Origin of the sequence: Nocardioides sp. TF02-7 (assembly GCF_022437945.1) — a bacterium.
Taxonomy (GTDB): Bacteria; Actinomycetota; Actinomycetes; order Propionibacteriales; family Nocardioidaceae; genus Nocardioides.
Window position 1 is genome coordinate 4,051,585 of sequence record NZ_CP092535.1, and the last position, 19,354, is coordinate 4,070,938.

Here is a 19,354-nt window from a genome sequence, read left to right on the forward strand (position 1 = left end):
AACCGGTGCTCATCCCCGACAGAAAGCGAGTGGCGATGTTCGCAGGGTCTGCCGGACTCGCGCCGGGCCTCACGCCCCTCGCCTCGGACACGATCATCGACGCCAGCGTCGTCGACTACGTGATCCTGGCGACGTACTTCCTGTTCGTCCTCGGCATCGGGTGGCTCGCCAAGCGGCAGGTGTCGGACTCCGTCGACTTCTTCCTGTCGGGGCGGGCGCTGCCGGCGTGGGTGACCGGGCTGGCGTTCATCTCCGCCAACCTCGGCGCGGTCGAGATCATGGGCATGTCGGCCAACGGGGCCGAGATCGGCCTGCCGACGGTGCACTACTTCTGGGTCGGCGCGATCCCGGCGATGCTGTTCCTCGGCCTCGTGATGATGCCGTTCTACTACGGCTCCAAGGTGCGGTCGGTGCCGGAGTTCATGCTCCGCCGCTTCGGTCCCGGCGCCCATCTCGTCAACGCCATCTCGTTCGCCGTGGCGCAGCTGCTCATCGCGGGCGTCAACCTGTTCCTGCTCGGGACGATCATCCGGGCGCTCCTCGGCTGGCCGCTGTGGGTGTCGCTCGTCGTCGCAGCTGCGGTGGTCCTGTCCTACATCACGCTCGGCGGGCTGTCGGCGGCCATCTACAACGAGGTGCTGCAGTTCTTCGTCATCGTGGCGGGGCTGCTGCCGCTGACGATCATCGGTCTCTACCAGGTGGGCGGCTGGGACGGCCTGATGGACAAGGTCCAGCCGACGGTCGCCGACGGCGCGACCACGGCGACGCCCGGGCAGCAGACCGAGTCGTGGCCGGGGCAGGCGCTCACGGGGTTCGACTCGTCGTTGCTGTCGGTCGTCGGCATCGTCTTCGGCCTCGGCTTCGTGCTGTCCTTCGGCTACTGGACGACCAACTTCGTCGAGGTGCAGCGGGCGATGGCGTCGGACTCGATCTCCTCGGCGCGCAAGACGCCGGTGATCGGCGCGTTCCCGAAGATGTTCATCCCGTTCATCACGATCGTCCCGGGCATGATCGCGGCGGTCCTGGTGGTCGAGATCGCCGACCTCAAGGGCGGCGGGACGCCGACCGGCACCGCGACCGGCGACGAGATCACCTACAACGACTCGCTGCTGTTCCTGATGCGCGACCTGCTGCCCAACGGCCTGCTCGGCATCGCGATCACCGGCCTGCTGGCGTCGTTCATGGCCGGTATGGCCGCGAACATCTCGGCGTTCAACACGGTCTTCAGCTACGACCTGTGGGGCGACTACGTCGTCAAGGACCGGTCCGACCGCTACTACCTCTGGGTCGGCCGGATCGCCACGGTGGCGGCGGCCCTGATCGCGATCCTGACCGCCACGCTCGCAGCGAGCTTCACGAACGTGATGGACTACCTGCAGACGCTGTTCGGCTTCTTCAACGCGCCGCTGTTCGCCACGTTCATCCTCGGCATGTTCTGGCGGAGGATGACACCGACCGCCGGCTGGCTGGGTCTCGTCGCCGGCACGGCGTCGGCCGTGCTGGTCGCGTTCCTCAGCGAGGACGCGTTCGGGTCGTGGAGCCTCGGCGTGCTGCCGCTGAGCGGCCAGGGGGCGGCGTTCGTGTCGGCGTCGACGGCGTTCGTCGTCGACATCGTCCTCAGCGTGCTCGTGTCGCTGGTGACGCGGCCGAAGCCGGCCGAGCAGCTGGTCGGGCTGGTGTACTCCGAGACGCCTGCGGAGATGCGCACCGACCCGAAGGAGTCGTCCTACCCCTGGTACCAGCGCACGGTGCCGCTCGCCGGCGTCGCGCTGGTGATCGTCGTCGTCCTCAACGTGATCTTCTAAGGAGCCGGTGATGAGCCACGAAGTGCCCGACCCCGACGCCGAGCGGCGCCACCGGCACACAGCAGGCGCGTTCGACATCCGCAACGTCATCGGGGCGCTGCTGGGCCTCTACGGGATCGTGCTGGTCGTGCTCGACCTGGTCAGCGACGACACCGGCGAGCAGACCGGGGACCTCGACGCCAACCTGTGGGCCGGTCTCGGGCTGCTCGCCGCCGCCGCTGCGTTCGTGCTGTGGGCGCGGTTGCGCCCGATCGTGGTGCCGGAGGAGCCGGTCAGCTCTCCAGAGCAGCGTCGAGAGTGATGTCGTCGACGCCGGCGAGCGCCTTGCTGATCGGGCAGCCGGCCTTCGCCTTCTCGGCGCACTCCTTGAACGCCGCGTCGTCGAGGCCCTCGACCTCGCCGCGCACGGTGAGCTTGATGGCGGTGATCCGGTTGCCGCCGGCCGGGTCGGCGCCCAGGGTGACGTCGGCCTTCACGTCGAACGCGACCGGGGTCCCGCCGGCGTCCGCGACGATCTTCGACAGCGCCATCGAGTAGCAGGACGAGTGCGCGGCAGCGACGAGCTCCTCGGGGCTGGTGGTGCCGCCGGCGTCGTCGGCCGCGCGCTTCGGGAAGGACACGTCGAAGGTGCCGACCCCCGAGGAGGTGAGCTCGACCTGGCCGGACCCGTCCTGGAGTCCGCCGTTCCATGCGGTGCGTGCTGTGCGAGTGGGCATGCGATGTCCTTGTCCGTCGGGGCGGGGTACGGGTCTCACGGTAGCGGCGGCGTGGTGGGGTCGTCAGGGGCTGACCGTCAGCAACGTGCGCCGGATGCCGGCGACCACGGTGCCGGCCTCGAACAGGTCCTCGTCCGTACGTCGCCGCCGCTCGCGGACCGCCTCGGCCAGGCGGTCGAGCTCGCGCCACGCCCGGTCGAGGTCGTCCGGGCGGGCGGTGGACACCTCGACGGAGTCGAGGGCGACGGCCAGGGCACGGAGGGCGCGCGCCGCAGCCGGCCGCAGCCCCGGGCCGAGCGGCACCTCCTCGTGCTCGGCCCGCTCGAGCCGCAGCAGGTCGGCCTGCTCACCGACGAGGTAGGCCAGGTCGGCGAGCGCCCGGCCGTGCGCCCGCACCCGGTCGCTCCGGTCGGGCAGGCGGCGTACCCGCCAGTTGACCTGGGGGCCGCCGGTGGCGTCACCGACCAGCTGGTGGACGGCCCGGGCCCGCGGCTCGAGGTCGCGCCGCCGGCCGCTCCAGTCCTCCGCGCTCGGCAACGGGTCCTGCTCGAGACCGTCGGCCAGCATCCGCAGCTGGTCGACGACGACGGAGCGCAGCTCGTCCTGCGCCCGGTGGACGGCGGCGAACCGCACGGGCGGCAGGGCGAGGTTGATCGCCGCCCCGATGGCAGCACCGAGGCAGGTGAGGGCGAGGTAGCCGACGACGAACCGGCTGCCGTCCTGGTGGCCGAGGACGAGCATGAAGATGGCCGAGACCGGCACCCAGCTGCCGGCCGACCCGAGCCATCGCCAAGCGGCGACGACGGTGCCGATCCCGACGACCAGCACGAGGGCGAGAGGCACGGGCAACGGGCTGAGGAGCGCGGCGACCGAGAGGGCGGATCCCGCCAGCAGGGCGAGCGTGACCTGCGCCGCGGCCCGCAGGGAGGCGAGCACGGTCGTCGACACCGACACCACCGCTCCGAGTGGTGCGTAGTAGGGGTAGTCCTGGGCCAGGCCGCCCATCCGCGACACCACCAGCCAGGCCACCAGGGCAGCGACCGCCGCGCGGAGCGCCAGCGGCACCGTCGGGTGCCGTCCGACGAGGTCGTCGATGCGAAGCCGGAGGGTGCTCACGCCGGACCGGTACCCCGCGCCGCCCGGGATCACCGGCACGCCGGGACTCCAGGTCAGGCGGTGGTCAGCACGCAGTCGCCGAGGACCGGCGACCCGTCCCGGTCGCCACCGGCGATGGTGGCGGACGCGACCACGCGTCCGTCCTCGCGCCAGCCGCGGACCCGGATCGTCTCGCCCATGAACACCACACCGGCGAACCGGGCGCCGAAACCGCGCACCGCGGTCGCGTCGGCGCCGAGCAGGCCGTCGGTCAGCTCGCGCAGCACGACGCCGTAGGAGCAGAGGCCGTGCAGGATCGGCGCAGGGAACCCGGCCGCCTTCGCGAAACCGGGGTCGGCGTGCAGCGGGTTGCGGTCGCCGCACAGCCGGTAGAGCAGCGCCTGCTGCTCGGTGACGGCGTACGTCGTCTCCAGGTCGGGCGCCCGGTCGGGGAGGTCGACCGTGGTCGACGTGCCGCGGTCGCCGCCGAAGCCGCCCTCGCCGCGGACGAAGATCGACGAGCGCACCCGCCACAGCTCCTCCCCGGAGCCGGTCGTCGCGACGCCCTCCTGCCAGATGACCGCGGCCTTGCCCTTGTCCCACACGTCCGTGAGGGTCGTGGACACGGTGGCGGTGCCACACGTGGGCAGCGGGGCGCTGAGCGAGATCGACTGGGACCCGTGGACGACCTGCGCGAGGTCGATGTCGCAGCCGGGCAGGTCGAGCGGCGGCGGGTCGGTCGCGTGGAACGTCGGGGCGACGACGCCGAACGAGGGCAGCACCTGCAGCGACGGCCCGTCGAGGGTGTAGCGGAGCGCAACGGGGGAGAGGTGGTCGCCGGGTCGGCGGCCGGCGCCGATCGCCAGGTGGTAGAGCAGGACGTCGCTCTCGGTCCAGCTGAACGTCGTGGAGCCGACGTGGGCTCCGACAGCGACGGCGGGGTCGATGGGCATCAGGCCGGTCCGTCCGCGAGGTCCTCGGCGGCAAGGTAGCCGAAGACGAGGGCGGGTCCGATGGTGGCCCCGGGGCCGGCGTACGTGCGGCCCATCACGGCTGCCGACGCGTTGCCGGCGGCGTAGAGGCCGGGGATCGGCGAGCCGTCGGGGCGCAGGACCCGCGCCCGCTCGTCGGTCAGCAGGCCGCCCTTGGTGCCGAGGTCGCCAGGCACGATCTTGACGGCGTAGAACGGCGCCTTGTCGATCGCGTGGAGCGACGGGTTGGGCTTCACCGTCGGGTCGGAGTAGTACTGGTCGTAGGCCGACTCGCCGCGGTGGAAGTCCTCGTCGACCCCGGTGACGGCGAAGCCGTTGAAGCGGGTCACGGTCGCCTCCAGGGCGTCGGCGGGTACGTCGATCCGGTCGGCGAGTTCGCGGAGCGTCGACGCCTTGCGGACGACGCCCGCCTTGAGCCAGCCACCGGGGAACGGCTGCCGCGGCCCGAGCCCGGCGAAGAGGTAGCGGTTGCGGTAGCGCTGGTCGATGATCATCCAGCTCGGCACGTGGCCGACGCCGGTCGCCTCGCCCGCGTAGATGGCGTGGGTCGCCTCGACGTAGGGGAGCGCCTCGTTCATGAACCGCCGTCCGGCCTGGTTGACGATGATCGAGCCGGGGAGGTTGCGCTCGGCGAGGCAGAACCACGGCCCGCGGGGCAGCGGGATGGTCGGCCCCCACCACGCGTCGTCCATCAGCGCCGTCTCCGCGCCGGCGGCGATCCCGGCGAGGATGCCGCCGCCGGTGTTGAACTGGGAGCCGGTGGTCCACTCCACCGAGGTGGGCTGAGGCTGGTACTTCTCGCGCAGCTCGAGGTTGCGCTCGAAGCCGCCGGACCCGAGCACCACCCCGCGACGGGCGCGCACGACGTGCTCCTGCCCGTCGCGCGTCACGCGGACGCCCGCGACCCGACCGTCCTCGATCACCAGACCGGTCAGCTCGGTGTCGTAGTGGACCGGTACGCCGGCGTCGACCAGCCCCTTGCGGAGGCCGATCGCGATCGCGTTGCCCATCGCGAACATCCGGCGACCGAGCGCGACCGCGAGCAGCCGCCGCAGCATGACGAGCGCCATGGTGACCGGTCCCTTGACCGTGCGCGTGCCGAGGCTGATCCTCCGGAAGTCCTTCTGGGTGACGATCAGGTTGGCGGGCGTCTTCGAGTACCGCGGGTGCAGCCGCTCCAGCTCGTCGCCGAGGAACCGTGCGTCCATCGGCACCGGCTCGACGCTGCGGCCTCCGGCGCGACCGCCCGGCGCCTCGGGGTGGTAGTCGGCGTAGTCGGGGACCCAGCGGAACCGGACCGGCGTGTGGTCGCGGAGGAACTCCATCACCTCCGGACCGCGGTCGAGGTAGGTGTCGCGGTTGGCCTTGGGCGCGTCGTCGCCGACGATCGCGTCGAGGTACGTGCGGGCCCGGTCGTCGTCGCCGTCGTCGACCTGGCCGGCCGCGCGCAGGGCGTAGTTGCCCGGCACCCAGACGCCGCCCCCGCTCCGGGCGGTCGAGCCGCCGAAGTAGCCGCTCTTCTCGACGAGGACGGTGTCGAGGCCCCGCGCGGCGGCGGCGAGCGCGGCGCTCATCCCGGCGCCCCCGGCACCCACGACGACGACGTCCGCGGCGGCGGGCAGGGCGCCCGTCGTGTCAGCCCTCATGGCACAAAACTGTAACAGGTTCTAGCATGGTGGCATGCTCTCCGACGACGTACGACGAGACGCCGCCGCGGCCCTCGCCGCGGCCGAGCGCGACCGCCGGCCGGTCCCGCCCCTGCGGGAGACCTACCCGGGGCTCGACGTGGTCGACGCCTACGAGATCCAGCTCCTCAACGTGCGTCGGCGGCTCGCGGCGGGGGCGACGATCCACGGCCACAAGGTCGGCCTGTCCTCGCGGGCGATGCAGGAGATGATGGGCGTCGACGAGCCGGACTACGGCCACCTGCTGTCGGACATGCAGGTCAAGGAGGACGTGCCGGTCCGGGTGGGGGAGTACTGCTCGCCGCGGGTGGAGGTCGAGGTCGCGTTCGTGCTCGGCAGCCCCTTGCCCGGTGAGGGCTGCACCGAGGACGACGTGCTGGCCGCCACCGAGGCGGTCGCCCCGGCGATCGAGCTGATCGACAGCCGGATCGCCGACTGGGACATCCGGATCGGCGACACCATCGCCGACAACGCCAGCTCGGCCGGCTACGTGCTGGGGCCCGACCGGGTGAAGCCGGCCGACGTGGACCTGCGCAGCATCGAGGCCCGCCTGGTGCGCAACGGCGAGCAGGTCGCGTCCGGCCGGTCCGACGCCGTGCTCGGCAACCCGGTCACCGCCGTCGCGTGGCTCGCGCGCAAGTTCGCGTCGTTCGGGGTCACGCTCGAGGCCGGTCACGTGGTCCTCCCCGGGAGCGTCCACCGCGCCGTGGACGCCACGCCCGGCGACGACTTCACCGCGACGTTCGACGGGCTCGGCTCCGTCCACCTGTCCTTCACCGACTGAGCACCACGAGGGAGCCCCCAGTGACCCGCACGGCCACCGCCGCCATCGTCGGCCCCGGCAACATCGGCACCGACCTGCTGCACAAGCTGCTGCGCCTCCGCGACGGTGGCGGCGCGGTCGAGCCGCGCTGGATGGTCGGCGTCGACCCGACGAGCGAGGGTTTGCGGGTCGCCGCCGCCCACGGGCTGGAGACGAGCCACGAGGGCGTCGACTGGCTGCTCGAGCAGGACGAGCTGCCCGACCTCGTCTTCGAGGCGACCTCCGCCTACGTGCACCGGGAGTACGCCGCCCGCTACGAGGAGGCCGGGATCCGGGCCGTCGACCTCACCCCCGCCGCGGTCGGGCCGGCCGTCATCCCGCCGGTCAACGGCGAGGATCACCTCGACGCACCCAACGTCAACATGATCACCTGCGGCGGCCAGGCCACCATCCCGATGGTGGCCGCGGTTTCCCGGGTGGCGCCGGTGTCCTACGCCGAGATCGTGGCGTCGGTCGCGAGCGTGAGCGCCGGGCCGGGCACCCGCGCCAACATCGACGAGTTCACGCGCACGACGGCGCGCGGGGTGGAGACGATCGGCGGCGCCGAGCGGGGCAAGGCGATCATCATCCTCAACCCGGCCGAGCCGCCGATGATCATGCGCGACACGATCTTCTGCGCCGTGCCGCCCGACACCGACACCGACGCCGTCACCGCGTCGGTCCACCGGATGGCGCAGGCGGTGCAGGAGTACGTCCCCGGCTACCGGCTGCTCCAGGAGCCGCAGTACGACGGCCCGTCCGACGCGACGCTCGGGCAGGTGCGCGTCTCGATCTTCGTCGAGGTCGAGGGCGCGGGCGACTACCTGCCGCCGTACTCCGGGAACCTCGACATCATGACCGCCGCGGCCGCCAGAGTCGGCGAGGGCATCGCCCGTTCACTCGTGGGGAGCAACCGATGACCGAGATCGACACCCTGCAGCGCACGTGGTCCGGCACCCACGGCGACGAGCCGTGGGGCCACCTGGACCTCCGGCTGACCGACACCTGCCTGCGCGACGGGTCGCACCACAAGCGGCACCAGTTCACGACGCAGGAGGTCGAGGACGTCGTCCGCGCCCTCGACGAGTCCGGGATCCCCGTCATCGAGGTGACCCACGGTGACGGGCTCGGCGGCAGCAGCTTCAACTACGGCTTCTCGCGGACGCCCGAGCAGGAGCTGATCAGCATCGCGGCGAAGACCGCCCGCCGGGCGCAGATCGCGTTCCTGATGCTGCCCGGCGTCGGCACCAAGGACGACATCCGCGCCGCGCAGGACAACGGCGGCCAGATCTGCCGGATCGCCACCCACTGCACCGAGGCCGACGTGTCGGTGCAGCACTTCGGCCTCGCCCGCGAGCTCGGCCTCGAGACGGTCGGCTTCCTGATGATGAGCCACACCCAGCCGCCCGAGGTGCTCGCGCAGCAGGCCCGGATCATGGTCGACGCGGGCTGCCAGTGCGTCTACGTCGTCGACTCCGCCGGTGCGCTGATCATGGAGCAGACAGCAGACCGGGTCGCCGCGCTCGTCGCCGAGATCGGTCACCAGGCCGACGTCGGCTTCCACGGCCACGAGAACCTCGGCCTCGGCGTCGCCAACACGATCATCGCCGCTCGCGCCGGCGCGACCCAGATCGACGGGTCGGTCCGCCGGTTCGGCGCGGGCGCCGGCAACACGCCGTTGGAGGCGTTCATCGGTGTGTGCGACAAGCTCGGCTGGACCACCGGCGTCGACTTCCTCCGGATCGTCGACGCGTCCGAGGACGTCATCAGGCCGGCGATGCCCGAGGAGTGCCGGCTCGACCGGATGACGCTGATGATGGGCTACGCCGGCGTCTACTCGTCCTTCCTCAAGCACGCCGGTAACGCCGCCGACCGCTACGGCGTCTCCGGCGCGCAGATCCTGCTCGAGGCGGGCCGCCGCGGCTTGATCGGGGGTCAGGAGGACCAGCTGATCGACATCGCGCTGCAGCTGAGGGCGGACGAGGCGGTCGGTCCGGGCGCCCGATCCGTGCATTGAACTAGAACGTGTTCTAGTATGGAGCAGTGATCGTCCCGACAGGAGCTCCCACATGAACCGTCCGCCCGAGGTCCAGGCCGTCCTGGACGGCGTCCGCGACCTGCTGCCGACCTTCCGCGAGCGGGCGGACGAGGCCGAGCGGTTGCGCGTCGTCCCGGAGGCGTCGGTGAAGGAGCTCGAGGAGACCGGGTTCTTCCGGCTGCTGCAGCCGCGGCGGTACGACGGCGTCGAGGCCGACCCGGTCGACTTCTACACCGCGGTCCGCGACATCGCCGCGGCCGATGGGTCGACGGGCTGGGTGTCGAGCGTGGTGGGCGTGCACCCGTGGCAGGTGGCGCTCTTCGCCGAGGAGGCCCAGGAGGCCGTCTGGGGCAGCGACACGGGCGTCCGCCTGAGCTCGTCGTACGCGCCCACCGGCAAGGCGGTCCTCGCCGAGGGCGGCTTCCGGCTGTCGGGCAAGTGGAGCTTCTCCTCCGGCTGCGACCACTGCCAGTGGGTGCTGCTGGGCGGGCTGGTCTTCGACGAGGCCGGCAACGTCGTCGACTTCCGCACCTTCCTGCTGCCGCGGGAGAAGTACCAGGTCGTCGACGTCTGGAACGTCGTCGGTCTGCGCGGCACCGGATCCAACGACATCGTGGTCGAGGAGACGTTCGTCCCCGAGGCGTTCACCCTGTCGATGGGGGAGACCGGCCAGTGCCGCGGCCCCGGTCAGGCCGTCAACGACGCGCCGCTCTACCGGCTGCCGTTCCACTCGATCTTCACCAGCACCATCGCCACCCCGATCATCGGCATGGCGAGGGGGCCTACGCCGAGCACGTCGAGATGCAGCAGAAGCGGGTGCGGGCGGCGTACCTCGGCGAGAAGGCGTCGCTCGACCCGTTCGCCGCGGTGCGGATCGCCCGCGCCTCCTCCGACATCGACGCCGCCTGGGCGCTGCTGATGAGCAACATCCGCGAGGAGCAGGAGCACGTCGCCCGCGGCGAGACGATCCCGCTCGAGCTGCGGCTGCGCGTGCGCCGCGACCAGGTGCTCGGCACCGCCCGGGCGATCGAGGCGATCGACACGCTCTTCGAGGCCTCCGGTGGCCGCGCCCTCGCCGAGGGCACCTACCTGCAGCGGGCCTGGCGCGACGCCCACGCCGGCCGGGTGCACGCGGCCAACGACCCCGAGCGCGCGCTCCAGATGTACGGCGCCCAGCAGTTCGGGCACAAGGTCGACCCGGGGATGTACTGAGTGACGAACGACGACCAGGTCTTCTCGAGGGAAGCCACCCGCCGCACCGCCCAGGTGAAGACCGAGGCGGCCGGCGAGATCACCCTGAGCTACCACGAAGGGGGCGGCGAGGGAGGCGCGTCCGGTGACCGACTGCCGTTGGTGATGCTCCACGGCGGCGGTCCCGGCGCGTCCTCGTGGTCCAACTTCGGGCCGGCGCTGCCCGGGTTCGCCGCGGAGTACCGCACCCTGCTGGTCGACCAGCCGGGCTTCGGCGGCTCCGACAAGCCCGCGGTGGTGGGCAACTACTACCGCTTCGCCGCCGACGCCGTCGTGGCGCTGCTCGACCACCTCGGCATCCCGCAGGTCCACCTGCTCGGCAACAGCCTCGGCGGCGGCACCGCGATGCGGCTGGCCCTGTCGTACCCCGACCGGGTCGGCCGGCTCGTCCTGATGGGCCCCGGCGGCCTCTCCCTCAACCTCTTCCACGCCGACCCGACCGAGGGCGTCCAGCGGCTGATGGACTTCGCCGCCGACCCGAGCCGCGAGGCACTGCGGGCGTTCATCTCGACGATGGTCGTCGACCAGGCGCTGGTCACCGACGAGCTCGTCGAGGAGCGGTACGCCGACGCGACCGCGCCCGGCGCCCGCGAGGCGATGGCGTCGATGGGCTGGTCGTTCTACGACCCGGAGACCGCCGAGGACGGGATGCTGTGGCGCGAGGCGCACCGGCTGCGCCACCACACCCTGCTCACGTGGGGCCGCGAGGACCGGGTCAACCCCCTCGACGGCGCCGTCGCGGCGCTCAAGCTGATCCCGCGGGCGCAGCTGCACGTGTTCCCGCGCTGCGGCCACTGGGCGCAGATCGAGGCCGCCGACGAGTTCCGCGAGGTCGCGGTCGCCTTCCTCAACCGTCACCAGCCGAGGAGCAGCCGATGACGATCGACATCAAGTCCATGGGGTACGTGCGCGTCGCCAGCACCGACCTCGACGCCTGGCGCACCTTCGCCGGCAAGGTGCTCGGCCTCGCCGAGGGCCGGGGACCCCACCCGGACCACCAGTACTGGCGGATCGACGAGGTGTCGGCCCGCCTGGTGGTCGTCCCCTCCGACGCCGACCACCTCGACTGCTCCGGCTGGGAGGTCGCCGACCACCAGGCGCTGCAGGAGGCGCGCGAGCACCTGCAGAAGGCCGGGGTCGAGTTCGAGGAGGGCACCCGCGAGGGAGGTCGACGAGCGCCGTGTGCAGGAGCTGGTCCGGTTCCGCGACCCGTGGGACAACGTCTTCGAGCTGTTCCACGGCATCACCTACGAGTCGCGCCCCGTGGTGACGCCGTACGCCGCCCGGTTCGTCACCGGCGACCAGGGCATGGGCCACATCGTGCTGCCCGTGCTCGACGACGTCGAGGCGCTGCGGTTCTACACCGAGGTGCTCGGCTTCCGGCTGCGCGACTCGATGAGCATGCCCGGCGAGTTCGTCGGCAAGGAGCCGGGGAGCAAGGTGTGGCTCCGGTTCCTCGGCGTCAACCCGCGACACCACTCGCTGGCGTTCCTGCCGATGCCCAACCCCAGCAAGTGCGTGCACATCATGTTCGAGGTCGACGAGCTCGACCACGTGGGCCGGGCGCTCGAGCGGGTCAAGAAGCACGGCGCCCCCTGTCGGCGACCCTGGGCCGGCACATGAACGACGAGATGATCTCGTTCTACGTGCGCTCGCCGGGCGGGTTCGACGTCGAGTTCGGCACCGAGGGCCTGCGGGTCGACGACGCCAAGTGGGTCGCGCGCGAGTCGACCGCGGTCTCCTACTGGGGGCACGACTTCAGTGGTGGAAGCTGAGGAGTGGGTACCTTGGCCAGCATGCCTGCGCCACAGAGCCCCGAGCCCCGACCCCATGGCGACAAGCTGCTGGAGGGCGTGAGCTCCGACGCGCGGGAGACCTGGCCCAGCCCCACCCTGATCGACTCCTGGCTCGGCGACGCCGAGGTCGACTTCGAGTTCCGGCCCGGCGAGGACGTCCACGTCCACGACGACCCGGAGGCGCAGGCCGCGGCCCGCCGGTTCCGCGACGTGCTCGGCTGCTTCGCCTCCGGGATCACGGTCGTCACCACCATCAGCGGCGGCGAACCGGTGGGCATGACCTGTCAGTCGTTCTCGAGCGTCTCGCTGGAACCGCCGCTGGTGCTCTTCGTCCCGGCGCGGACCTCGCGCGCCTGGCCCCTGATCCAGCGCACCGGGAGGTTCTGCGTCAACGTGCTCGCAGCCGACCAGGAGCACGTGTCGGCACAGATGGCGAGCAAGGGCGCCGACAAGTTCGCCGGCATCGACTGGCACCCGGCGGAGGTGACCGGCTCACCCGTGGTCGAGGGGTCGCTCGCCCACCTCGACTGCACGATCCACGCGGTCCACGAGGCGGGCGACCACTACGTCGTCATCGGCCGCGTCGAGCACCTCGCGACCACCGAGCGCGACGTGACCGAGCCGCTGCTCTACTTCCGCGGCCGCTACCGCACGACCGACGCCTGAGATGACGCACGGAGTCTCGTTCGCCGCCACGCCCGACGGCCGGCGCAGCACCACCCGCGCCGGGCGCACCATCGTCGCCGACGCCCTGCGGTCCGTCGACCCCGCCGGCGCGCTCGGAGCCGAGCAGGAGACCGCATGGCGCAGCCGCTACCTGCTCCACTTCCGCCGCCTCGTCGAAGCCGGGGTCGCCCGGCCCGACGACTGGCACGCCATCGCGGACGCCGGCCTGGAGGCCGTCCACCGCACCCTCGTCGTCGCCGGCCCGGATGGCCCCGACGGGGGCGACCGCCCGCTCGGCTCCTTGACCACGGCGCCCGCGCAGGCGGCCTTGCAAACGCTCGAGGTGAAGGGACTCGGGGCGGCGGAGGCCGAGCTCCGGCTGCCCTACCGCGGCCGCACGCTCCACGGTCGCGACCTGGTCGGCCAGCTCGCGGAGTGGGTCCGGCGCGGCGTGATGGAGCCCTCCGCGGCCGACGCCGTCGGCCGCGTGGCCGACCACCCCGAGTGGCTCCGGCTGGACGGCCGCACCGTCGTCGCCCTCGGTGCCGGGGCCGAGATGGGCCCGCTCGGCCCGCTGCTGCGGTGGGGCGCCACCGTCGCCGCCGTCGACCTCCCGCGTCCCGCGCTCTGGGAGCGCGTGGCGGCCACCGCGCGCGCCGGCGCCGGACGGCTCCTGCTGCCCGTCCGTGACGGTGCCGACGGTGCCGACAGCGGCGATGAAGCGGTCCGCGGCGCCGGAGCCGACCTGCTCGCCGAGGTGCCCGAGGTCGCCGACTGGCTGACGGGGCTCGACGGCGACCTGGTGCTCGGCAACTACCTCTACGCCGACGGCGGCACCCACGTCCGCGTGGCCGCGGCGGCCGACGTGCTCGCCGTACGGCTGGCGGCGGCGCGACCCGACGCGGCGCTCGCCTTCCTGGCGACGCCGACCGACGCGTTCGCCGTGCCGCACGAGGCGGTCGAGCACTCCACCCGTGCCTACCGCGAGCGCTCGGCGACAGCGAAGGTCGTGGGCCGCCCGCTGCGGTGGGCGTCCCGGGGCCGGCTGCTCCACCGCGCCTACCCGCCCGATGCCGACCCCGGCATCAACGACAGCATCGTGCCGGTGCAGGGTCCCAACTACGCGCTGGCCAAGCGCATCCAGCGGTGGCGGGCCACCGCGGCCCGCCGCGACGGCCGGCTGGTCTCGTTCCACGTCGCGCCGTCGACCCGCACCCGATCGGTCGTCAAGAGCCGGGCGCTCGCCGCGGCCTTCGCCGGCGCGCACCGGTTCGGCGTCGAGGTCTTCGAGCCCGACACCGCCAACACGCTGATGGCGGCCCTGCTCGTCCACGACCTCAGCACCGAGCAGCCGCGGCACGACCACCCGTGGCAGGACGAGGCGTACGCCGCCGTGCACGGCGGCCTGTGGCGGGCGGCGTACGAGCCCCCCGCAGCGCGCTCGGGCTCGCGGCGGCGCTGGGGTACGCGAGCGTCCGCAGCTGAGGGCGCTCAGAGCGCGACGGCGGCCCGGTGCCGGTGCGGTGGACCGAAGAGCCGGCCGAGGGCGTGGGCCCGCTTGAGCACGAGCTGGGCGTCGTGCTCCCAGGTGATGGCGATCCCGCCGTGGAGCTGGACGCACTCGGCGGCGTGGTGGGCGGCGGCCTCGAGCGCGTAGGCCGCGGCCGTGTGCACGAGCTGCTCGGCGTCCGGCGCGCCGGTGGCGAGGGCGTAGGACGCCGCCCACGACGCCGACCGGGCGATCTCGAGCTCCGCGAGCAGGTCGGCCATCCGGTGCTTGAGCGCCTGGAAGGAGCCGATCGCGCGACCGAACTGCACCCGCTGCCTGCTGTGGTCGACCGTCATCCGCAGCGCCCGGTCGCAGAGGCCGACCGCCATCGCGGCCACCGCGGCGCTGCCCACCAGCTCGGCCCGGGCGCGGGCAACGGTGCCGTCGCCGACGACGGTCGTCCGCGCTCCGGCGAGGTCGACGCGGGCCATCCGGAGCGTCTGGTCCATCGTCCCCACCGGCTCGGTGCGCGGCCGCTCCACCTCGACCAGGTCGTCGCCGGTGACCGTCAGCACGACCTCCGCGCCGGCGGCGTCGAGGACCGGCCGGCCGGCGTCGAGCACGATCGTCGCGACCTGGCCTGCGGCGATCCGGGGAAGCAACCGCTGCCTCGCCTCCTCGGTCCCGCCGGCCAGCAGCGCCTCGGCGGCCACGACGGTCGCGAGCAGCGGCGCGGGCGCCAGGGAGCGCCCCAGCTCCTCCAGCACGACGGCGGTCTCGAAGAACGTGGCGCCGGCGCCGCCGTGCTCCTCGGGAACGGCCAGCGCGGCCACGCCGACCTGGTCGCAGAGCGTGGCCCACAGCCGGTCGTCGTACCCGCGGTCGGAGGCCGCCGCCGCCCGCACCGCCGCCGAGTCCGCCTGCTTGGCCAAGACCGCGCGGACGGTGGCCGCCAGCTCGGCCTGCTCCTCGCTGAGCGCGAACTCCACCTCAGGCCTCCGCCGGCTCGAGCAGCGACTCCAGGACCCGCGCCCGGTGGAACGACGGCGTGCCCCAGGCGCCGACCAGGGCCCGGATCCGGGTCAGCCAGATGCTGAGGTCGAGCTCCCGCGTGTAGCCGATCGCCCCGTGCACCTGCAGGCCGGTGCGGGCGGCCAGGTAGGCGGCGTCGCCGGCCAGCACCTTCGCCGCCGACACCGAGCGCGGCGTGACGTCGAGCGCGGCGCCGTGGACGAGCGGACGGGCGAAGTCGAGGGCGATCCGTACGTCGGCCAGCCGGTGCTTGACCGCCTGGTAGGAGCCGATCTCGCGGCCGAACTGCCGGCGCTGGCCGGCGTAGGCCACCGTGTCGGCGAGCACCCTCTCGCCGGCGCCGAGGAGGTACGCCGCGGCCGCCAGGGCGGCGTGGTCGAACGCGGGGCGGGCGGCGGTGCGGTCCGTCGTCGCCGGCCGGACGGCGGCCACGTCGAACAGCCGTCGTGCCGGGTCCACCGACGACCTCGGGCCGGCGACCACCGCCGCCTCCTGGAGCCCGTCGTCGGTCGCCACGTAGACCTGGTCGGCCGCGTCGGCGTCCACCGCGTGCGGGACGTGGGGGCGGCACGGCCACGGTGGCGACGCCCGCCACCTCCCGGCCGAGCGCCACTGGCAGGTAGGCGGCCGACTCCACCCACGGGCCCGGCACCGCGTGCCGCCCGAGCACCTCGAACGCCACCACCACCTCGACCGGGGTGGCGCCGAGCCCGCCGGCGTCCTCGGGAACCAGCAGCGCGGGGACGCCCTGCTCGGCCAGCCGCGACCACAGCCGCAGGCCGGGCGCCGGGTCGCCCTCCGGCCAGGCGCGGGCGACGGCGACCGGGTCGCTGCCCGCGACCAGCGCGTCGAGCGCCTTCCCGAACGCGCGCTGCTCCTCCGAGAGGGCGAACCTCACCGCCGTTCTCCTCTCGGCTCCCGGGGCAGACCGAGGATCCGCTCCGCGACGATGTTGCGCTGGATCTCGTTGGTGCCGGCGTAGATCGGGCCGGACAGCGAGAACGTGTAGCCGTCGAGCCAGGCCGACTCCAGCTCCGCGTCCGGGCCGAGCAGGTCGAGCGCGGTCTCGTGGAGCGCGACGTCGAGATCGCTCCACCAGACCTTGTTGACCGAGCCGGCCGGGCCGAGGTCGCCGCCGGCAGCGAGCGTCGACACGGTGCCCCACGTGTAGAGCCGGTAGGCCTCGGCCTTGATCCACGCGTCGGCCACCGCCTCGCGCCGGGCGTCGTCGGGCCGCTCGGCGTAGAGCCGCACCAGCCGGTCGGCGGCGGCGGTGAACCGGCCCGGCGAGCGCAGCGAGAGGCCGCGCTCGTTGCCGGCCGTGCTCATCGCGACCCGCCAGCCGTCGCCGGGTGCGCCGAGCACGTCGGAGTCGGAGACGAACACGTCGTCGAGGAACACCTCGGCGAACCCCGCCTCGCCGTCGAGCTGGGCGATCGGCCGGACCGTGACGCCCGCGGCGTCGAGCGGGAACAGGAAGTAGGTCAGCCCACGGTGCCGCTCGGCGGCCGGGTCGCTGCGGAACAGGCCGAAGCCCCAGTGGGCCAGCGCCGCGCGGGAGCACCAGATCTTCTGCCCGGTCAGCACCCAGCCGCCGCGCTCGTCGTCCCGCCGCGCGGCGGACCTCAGCGAGGCAAGGTCGGAGCCGGCCTCGGGCTCGCTCCAGCACTGGGCCCAGACCCGCTCACCGGTCGCCATCGTCGGCAGGAAGCGGTCCTGCTGCTCCTTCGTGCCGTGCTCGAACAGGATCGGGGCGAGCAGGAAGATGCCGTTCTGGGAGACCCGGCCCGGTGCGCCGGCGCGGTAGTACTCCTCCTCGAAGAGCACCCACTCCACGAGCGAGGCGCCGCGGCCGCCGTACTCCGGGGGCCAGGAGACCACCGACCAGCGGTCGGCGGCGAGCCGGGCCTCCCACTCCTGGTGGGCGGCCCAGCCCTCGGGGGTGTCCATCGACGGCAGCGGCTCGGCGGGCACGTTCGCGGCCAGCCACGCCCGAGCCTCGTCGCGGAACGCCAGCTCACCGGGGGAGAGATCCAGGTCCATCACGTGCCTCTCAGCTCGGTCTTCAGCACCTTGCCGGACAGGTTGCGGGGCAGGGCGTCGACGACCTCGACCTGGCGCGGCACCTTGAAGTTGGCGAGCCGCTCCCGGGCGAACGCGACCACCTCGTCGGCGCTCGCCGTACCGACCACGAACGCCTTGCCGACCTCGCCGAGCCGCTCGTCGGGCACCCCGACGACCGCGACGTCCTGCACGCCGTCCAACCGGAGCAGCGCCTGCTCCACCTCGGCGGGGTAGACGTTGAAGCCGCCGGAGATGTACATGTCCTTGAGCCGGTCGGTGATCCGGAGGTTGCCCTGCTCGTCGAGCACCCCGACGTCGCCGGTGTGCAGCCAGCCGTCGTCGTCGATCGCGGCCCGGGTGGCCTGCGGGTCGTCGAGGTAGCCGAGCATCACCAGGTCGCCGCGGACCAGCAGCTCGCCGGCACCGGTCTCGTCGGGATCGAGGACCCGGGTCTCCATGCCGGGGACGGCCCGGCCGCAGGTGCGCGCGACCAGCTCGGCGGGGTCGCCGTCACGGCACATGGTCACGACGACCGCCTCGGTCATGCCGAACGCGGTGACCACGGTGTCGATCGCCAGCTCGTCGCGCATCCGCTCGATCAGCACGACGGGCACGACCGCGGCGCCGGTGACGGCGAGCCGGAGGGACGACAGGTCGAGGTCGGCCCGCTCCGGCGCGGCCAGCACGGACTGGTAGATCGCCGGCGCCCCGGGGAGGACGGTGATCCGCTCGTCCTGAACCAGCCGCATCAGGGCGCTCACGTCGAACGTCGCCATCGGGTAGAGCGTGCAGCCGGCGGTGAGGCCGGTGACGAGGCCGACCTTGTAGCCGAACGAGTGGAAGAACGGGTTGACCACGAGGTAACGGTCGTCGGCCGTCACCCCACCCAGGTCGCCCCACACCCGGGCGGCACCCACCGTCTGCCGGTGAACGCTCATCGCACCCTTCGGGCGGCCGGTCGTCCCGGAGGTGAACAGGATGTCGGCGACGTCGTCGGGGGACACCTGGTCCGCGCGCCGCTCGACGGCGTCGGGGTCGACGCCCGCCCCGCGGTCGGCGAGCCCCGGCAGGTCGGCGACGTCGACGATCTCGCGCACCCGGTCGAGCGGGGAGGCGGCGCGCAGGTCGGCCACCTGGGTGCGGCCGAGGAACCCGTCGGCGACCACGACCAGGCTCGCGCCGGTGCGGTCGACGAGGTCGGCCGCCTCGTGCCCGGTGTAGCGGGAGTTGACCGGCACCAGCGTGCCGCCGGCGTACGACGCGGCGAGGGCGGCGACCACCCAGTCGATGCTGTTGGGCGCCCAGAGGCAGAGCCGGTCGCCCGGCGCGAAGCCGGCGGCGACGTAGCCGCGGGCGGTGGCGCGGACCAGGTCGAGGAGCTGCGCGAAGGAGACCGACCGGCCACCCTCGACGTACGCCGGCCGGTCGCCGTAGCCGTCGCGCGGCGTCGCGCAGCACCGCCGGGATCGTGTCCATCTCACCTCCGGAGTCGTCGCCTCCGGGCACCCTACCAAGCATTTGCTTGGTATGGTCGGGACGTGGACCTGACCGAGAGCGCAGCCGACCGCGCGTTCCGCATGGAGGTGCGGGAGTGGCTCGGCGACCACCTGGTCGGGGAGTGGCGTGCGATCCGGGGTCGCGGGGGCCCCGGCCGCGACCACGAGGCGTTCGAGGAGCGCCGGGCGTGGAACCGGCTGCTCGCCGAGCACGGCTGGACCTGCGTGGGCTGGCCGGAGGAGCACGGCGGCCGCGGGCTGTCGCTGTGGCAGCAGGTGGTCTTCCACGAGGAGTACGCGCGGGCGGGCGCCCCTGCGACGGTCAACCACCTGGGCGAGACCCTGCTGGGGCCGACGCTCCTCGCTTTCGGCACCGACGCGCAGCGGGAGCGGTTCCTGCCGCCGATCCGCGCGGTCGACGAGCTGT

20 protein-coding genes and 2 pseudogenes are annotated in these 19,354 nt (G+C 73.2%); 12 read left to right on the forward strand and 10 right to left on the reverse strand.

Going from position 1 to position 19,354, the window contains the following annotated elements:
- Positions 1 to 35 precede the first annotated feature (35 nt).
- Both MF408_RS20975 and MF408_RS20980 read left to right on the forward strand, forming a co-directional pair.
- Positions 36 to 1,805 (forward strand): sodium:solute symporter family protein, encoded by a 1,770-nt coding sequence (locus MF408_RS20975; protein WP_240249272.1) that lies wholly within the window; start codon positions 36 to 38, stop codon positions 1,803 to 1,805.
- A 10-nt stretch (positions 1,806 to 1,815) separates the two neighbouring features.
- The gene (locus MF408_RS20980) at positions 1,816 to 2,106 is read left to right on the forward strand and encodes a hypothetical protein (protein ID WP_240249273.1); all 291 of its coding nucleotides are present in this window, start codon (positions 1,816 to 1,818) and stop codon (positions 2,104 to 2,106) included.
- On the opposite strand, the gene MF408_RS20985 is transcribed toward MF408_RS20980, so the two are convergent.
- The 4 genes from MF408_RS20985 to kstD all read right to left on the reverse strand — a co-directional run bounded on the left by MF408_RS20985 (position 2,078) and on the right by kstD (position 6,254).
- Positions 2,078 to 2,521 (reverse strand): OsmC family peroxiredoxin, encoded by a 444-nt coding sequence (locus MF408_RS20985; RefSeq protein ID WP_240249274.1) that lies wholly within the window; start codon positions 2,519 to 2,521, stop codon positions 2,078 to 2,080. The genes MF408_RS20980 and MF408_RS20985 overlap by 29 nt on opposite strands.
- Positions 2,522 to 2,584: 63 nt before the next feature.
- A complete protein-coding gene (locus tag MF408_RS20990; RefSeq protein WP_240249275.1) occupies positions 2,585 to 3,637 on the reverse strand; it encodes a hypothetical protein in 1,053 nt (350 codons plus the stop codon).
- 53 nt (positions 3,638 to 3,690) lie between these two features.
- A complete protein-coding gene (locus tag MF408_RS20995) occupies positions 3,691 to 4,569 on the reverse strand; it encodes a MaoC/PaaZ C-terminal domain-containing protein (protein ID WP_240249276.1) in 879 nt (292 codons plus the stop codon).
- Positions 4,569 to 6,254 carry a 3-oxosteroid 1-dehydrogenase gene (gene kstD, locus MF408_RS21000; RefSeq protein WP_240249277.1) on the reverse strand — a complete coding sequence of 562 codons (1,686 nt, stop codon included), beginning with the start codon at positions 6,252 to 6,254 and terminating at the stop codon, positions 4,569 to 4,571. The genes MF408_RS20995 and kstD overlap by 1 nt, the downstream gene beginning before the upstream one ends.
- A 34-nt stretch (positions 6,255 to 6,288) precedes the next feature.
- On the opposite strand from kstD, the gene MF408_RS21005 reads away from it, so the two are divergent.
- From MF408_RS21005 to hsaD, 6 genes are read left to right on the forward strand one after another with little or no spacing between them, the layout of a single operon-like run.
- Complete coding sequence (locus MF408_RS21005; protein ID WP_240249278.1) at positions 6,289 to 7,077, forward strand: 2-keto-4-pentenoate hydratase; 789 nt, start codon at positions 6,289 to 6,291, stop codon at positions 7,075 to 7,077.
- 20 nt (positions 7,078 to 7,097) lie between these two features.
- On the forward strand, positions 7,098 to 8,015 hold the full coding sequence (locus tag MF408_RS21010; protein ID WP_240249279.1) for an acetaldehyde dehydrogenase (acetylating): 918 nt from the start codon (positions 7,098 to 7,100) through the stop codon (positions 8,013 to 8,015).
- Positions 8,012 to 9,112 carry a 4-hydroxy-2-oxovalerate aldolase gene (dmpG, locus tag MF408_RS21015; protein WP_240249280.1) on the forward strand — a complete coding sequence of 367 codons (1,101 nt, stop codon included), beginning with the start codon at positions 8,012 to 8,014 and terminating at the stop codon, positions 9,110 to 9,112. Before MF408_RS21010 ends, dmpG begins: the two co-directional genes overlap by 4 nt.
- Positions 9,113 to 9,164: 52 nt before the next feature.
- Positions 9,165 to 10,052: an acyl-CoA dehydrogenase family protein gene (locus MF408_RS21020; protein ID WP_240249281.1), complete on the forward strand. Its 888-nt coding sequence runs from the start codon at positions 9,165 to 9,167 to the stop codon at positions 10,050 to 10,052.
- The gene (locus MF408_RS21025; protein ID WP_240249282.1) at positions 9,935 to 10,345 is read left to right on the forward strand and encodes a hypothetical protein; all 411 of its coding nucleotides are present in this window, start codon (positions 9,935 to 9,937) and stop codon (positions 10,343 to 10,345) included. Before MF408_RS21020 ends, MF408_RS21025 begins: the two co-directional genes overlap by 118 nt.
- Positions 10,346 to 11,263: a 4,5:9,10-diseco-3-hydroxy-5,9,17-trioxoandrosta-1(10),2-diene-4-oate hydrolase gene (hsaD, locus tag MF408_RS21030; protein WP_240249283.1), complete on the forward strand. Its 918-nt coding sequence runs from the start codon at positions 10,346 to 10,348 to the stop codon at positions 11,261 to 11,263.
- Here the strand turns inward: hsaD and MF408_RS21035 are convergent.
- Positions 11,239 to 11,505 carry a hypothetical protein gene (locus MF408_RS21035; RefSeq protein ID WP_240249284.1) on the reverse strand — a complete coding sequence of 89 codons (267 nt, stop codon included), beginning with the start codon at positions 11,503 to 11,505 and terminating at the stop codon, positions 11,239 to 11,241. The two genes, hsaD and MF408_RS21035, sit on opposite strands and share 25 nt — an antisense overlap.
- Before the next feature lie 61 nt (positions 11,506 to 11,566).
- On the opposite strand from MF408_RS21035, the gene MF408_RS21040 reads away from it, so the two are divergent.
- From MF408_RS21040 to MF408_RS21050, 3 genes are read left to right on the forward strand one after another with little or no spacing between them, the layout of a single operon-like run.
- Positions 11,567 to 12,007: a VOC family protein gene (locus MF408_RS21040; RefSeq protein ID WP_240249285.1), complete on the forward strand. Its 441-nt coding sequence runs from the start codon at positions 11,567 to 11,569 to the stop codon at positions 12,005 to 12,007.
- Entirely contained in the window at positions 12,004 to 12,159 is a 156-nt protein-coding gene (locus tag MF408_RS21045) for a hypothetical protein (protein ID WP_240249286.1), read from the forward strand. Before MF408_RS21040 ends, MF408_RS21045 begins: the two co-directional genes overlap by 4 nt.
- A 21-nt stretch (positions 12,160 to 12,180) precedes the next feature.
- Entirely contained in the window at positions 12,181 to 12,846 is a 666-nt protein-coding gene (locus MF408_RS21050; protein ID WP_275693253.1) for a flavin reductase family protein, read from the forward strand.
- A 1,491-nt stretch (positions 12,847 to 14,337) separates the two neighbouring features.
- Here the strand turns inward: MF408_RS21050 and MF408_RS21055 are convergent.
- The 5 genes and pseudogenes from MF408_RS21055 to MF408_RS21075 form a co-directional block, all read right to left on the reverse strand.
- Positions 14,338 to 15,324, reverse strand: coding sequence for an acyl-CoA dehydrogenase family protein (locus tag MF408_RS21055; RefSeq protein WP_240249287.1), 987 nt, complete (start codon positions 15,322 to 15,324; stop codon positions 14,338 to 14,340).
- Between the two features lies 1 nt (position 15,325).
- Positions 15,326 to 15,913 carry an acyl-CoA dehydrogenase family protein gene (locus MF408_RS21060; protein ID WP_240249288.1) on the reverse strand — a complete coding sequence of 196 codons (588 nt, stop codon included), beginning with the start codon at positions 15,911 to 15,913 and terminating at the stop codon, positions 15,326 to 15,328.
- Between the two features lie 160 nt (positions 15,914 to 16,073).
- Positions 16,074 to 16,265, reverse strand: a pseudogene (locus MF408_RS21065) (acyl-CoA dehydrogenase); the annotation flags it as partial.
- Positions 16,262 to 17,410, reverse strand: coding sequence for an acyl-CoA dehydrogenase family protein (locus tag MF408_RS21070; protein ID WP_240249289.1), 1,149 nt, complete (start codon positions 17,408 to 17,410; stop codon positions 16,262 to 16,264). The pseudogene MF408_RS21065 and the gene MF408_RS21070, both read right to left, overlap by 4 nt.
- Positions 17,410 to 18,912 (reverse strand): FadD3 family acyl-CoA ligase, encoded by a 1,503-nt coding sequence (locus MF408_RS21075; RefSeq protein ID WP_275693254.1) that lies wholly within the window; start codon positions 18,910 to 18,912, stop codon positions 17,410 to 17,412. Before MF408_RS21075 ends, MF408_RS21070 begins: the two co-directional genes overlap by 1 nt.
- A gap of 96 nt (positions 18,913 to 19,008) precedes the next feature.
- Between MF408_RS21075 and MF408_RS21080 the strand changes: the two are divergent.
- A pseudogene (locus MF408_RS21080) lies at positions 19,009 to 19,275 on the forward strand (acyl-CoA dehydrogenase family protein); the annotation flags it as partial.
- Positions 19,276 to 19,354 lie beyond the last annotated feature (79 nt).

Bases quoted from the DNA above. Each gene is read 5' to 3' on its own strand.
- MF408_RS20975 (WP_240249272.1), top strand. From the start codon at position 36: ATGTTCGCAGGGTCTGCCGGACTCGCGCCGGGCCTCACGCCCCTCGCC.
- MF408_RS20980 (WP_240249273.1), top strand. From the start codon at position 1,816: ATGAGCCACGAAGTGCCCGACCCCGACGCCGAGCGGCGCCACCGGCAC.
- MF408_RS20985 (WP_240249274.1), bottom strand. From the start codon at position 2,521: ATGCCCACTCGCACAGCACGCACCGCATGGAACGGCGGACTCCAGGAC.
- MF408_RS20995 (WP_240249276.1), bottom strand. From the start codon at position 4,569: ATGCCCATCGACCCCGCCGTCGCTGTCGGAGCCCACGTCGGCTCCACG.
- kstD (WP_240249277.1), bottom strand. From the start codon at position 6,254: ATGAGGGCTGACACGACGGGCGCCCTGCCCGCCGCCGCGGACGTCGTC.
- MF408_RS21005 (WP_240249278.1), top strand. From the start codon at position 6,289: ATGCTCTCCGACGACGTACGACGAGACGCCGCCGCGGCCCTCGCCGCG.
- dmpG (WP_240249280.1), top strand. From the start codon at position 8,012: ATGACCGAGATCGACACCCTGCAGCGCACGTGGTCCGGCACCCACGGC.
- MF408_RS21020 (WP_240249281.1), top strand. From the start codon at position 9,165: ATGAACCGTCCGCCCGAGGTCCAGGCCGTCCTGGACGGCGTCCGCGAC.
- MF408_RS21025 (WP_240249282.1), top strand. From the start codon at position 9,935: ATGCAGCAGAAGCGGGTGCGGGCGGCGTACCTCGGCGAGAAGGCGTCG.
- MF408_RS21045 (WP_240249286.1), top strand. From the start codon at position 12,004: ATGAACGACGAGATGATCTCGTTCTACGTGCGCTCGCCGGGCGGGTTC.
- MF408_RS21050 (WP_275693253.1), top strand. From the start codon at position 12,181: ATGCCTGCGCCACAGAGCCCCGAGCCCCGACCCCATGGCGACAAGCTG.
- MF408_RS21070 (WP_240249289.1), bottom strand. From the start codon at position 17,410: ATGGACCTGGATCTCTCCCCCGGTGAGCTGGCGTTCCGCGACGAGGCT.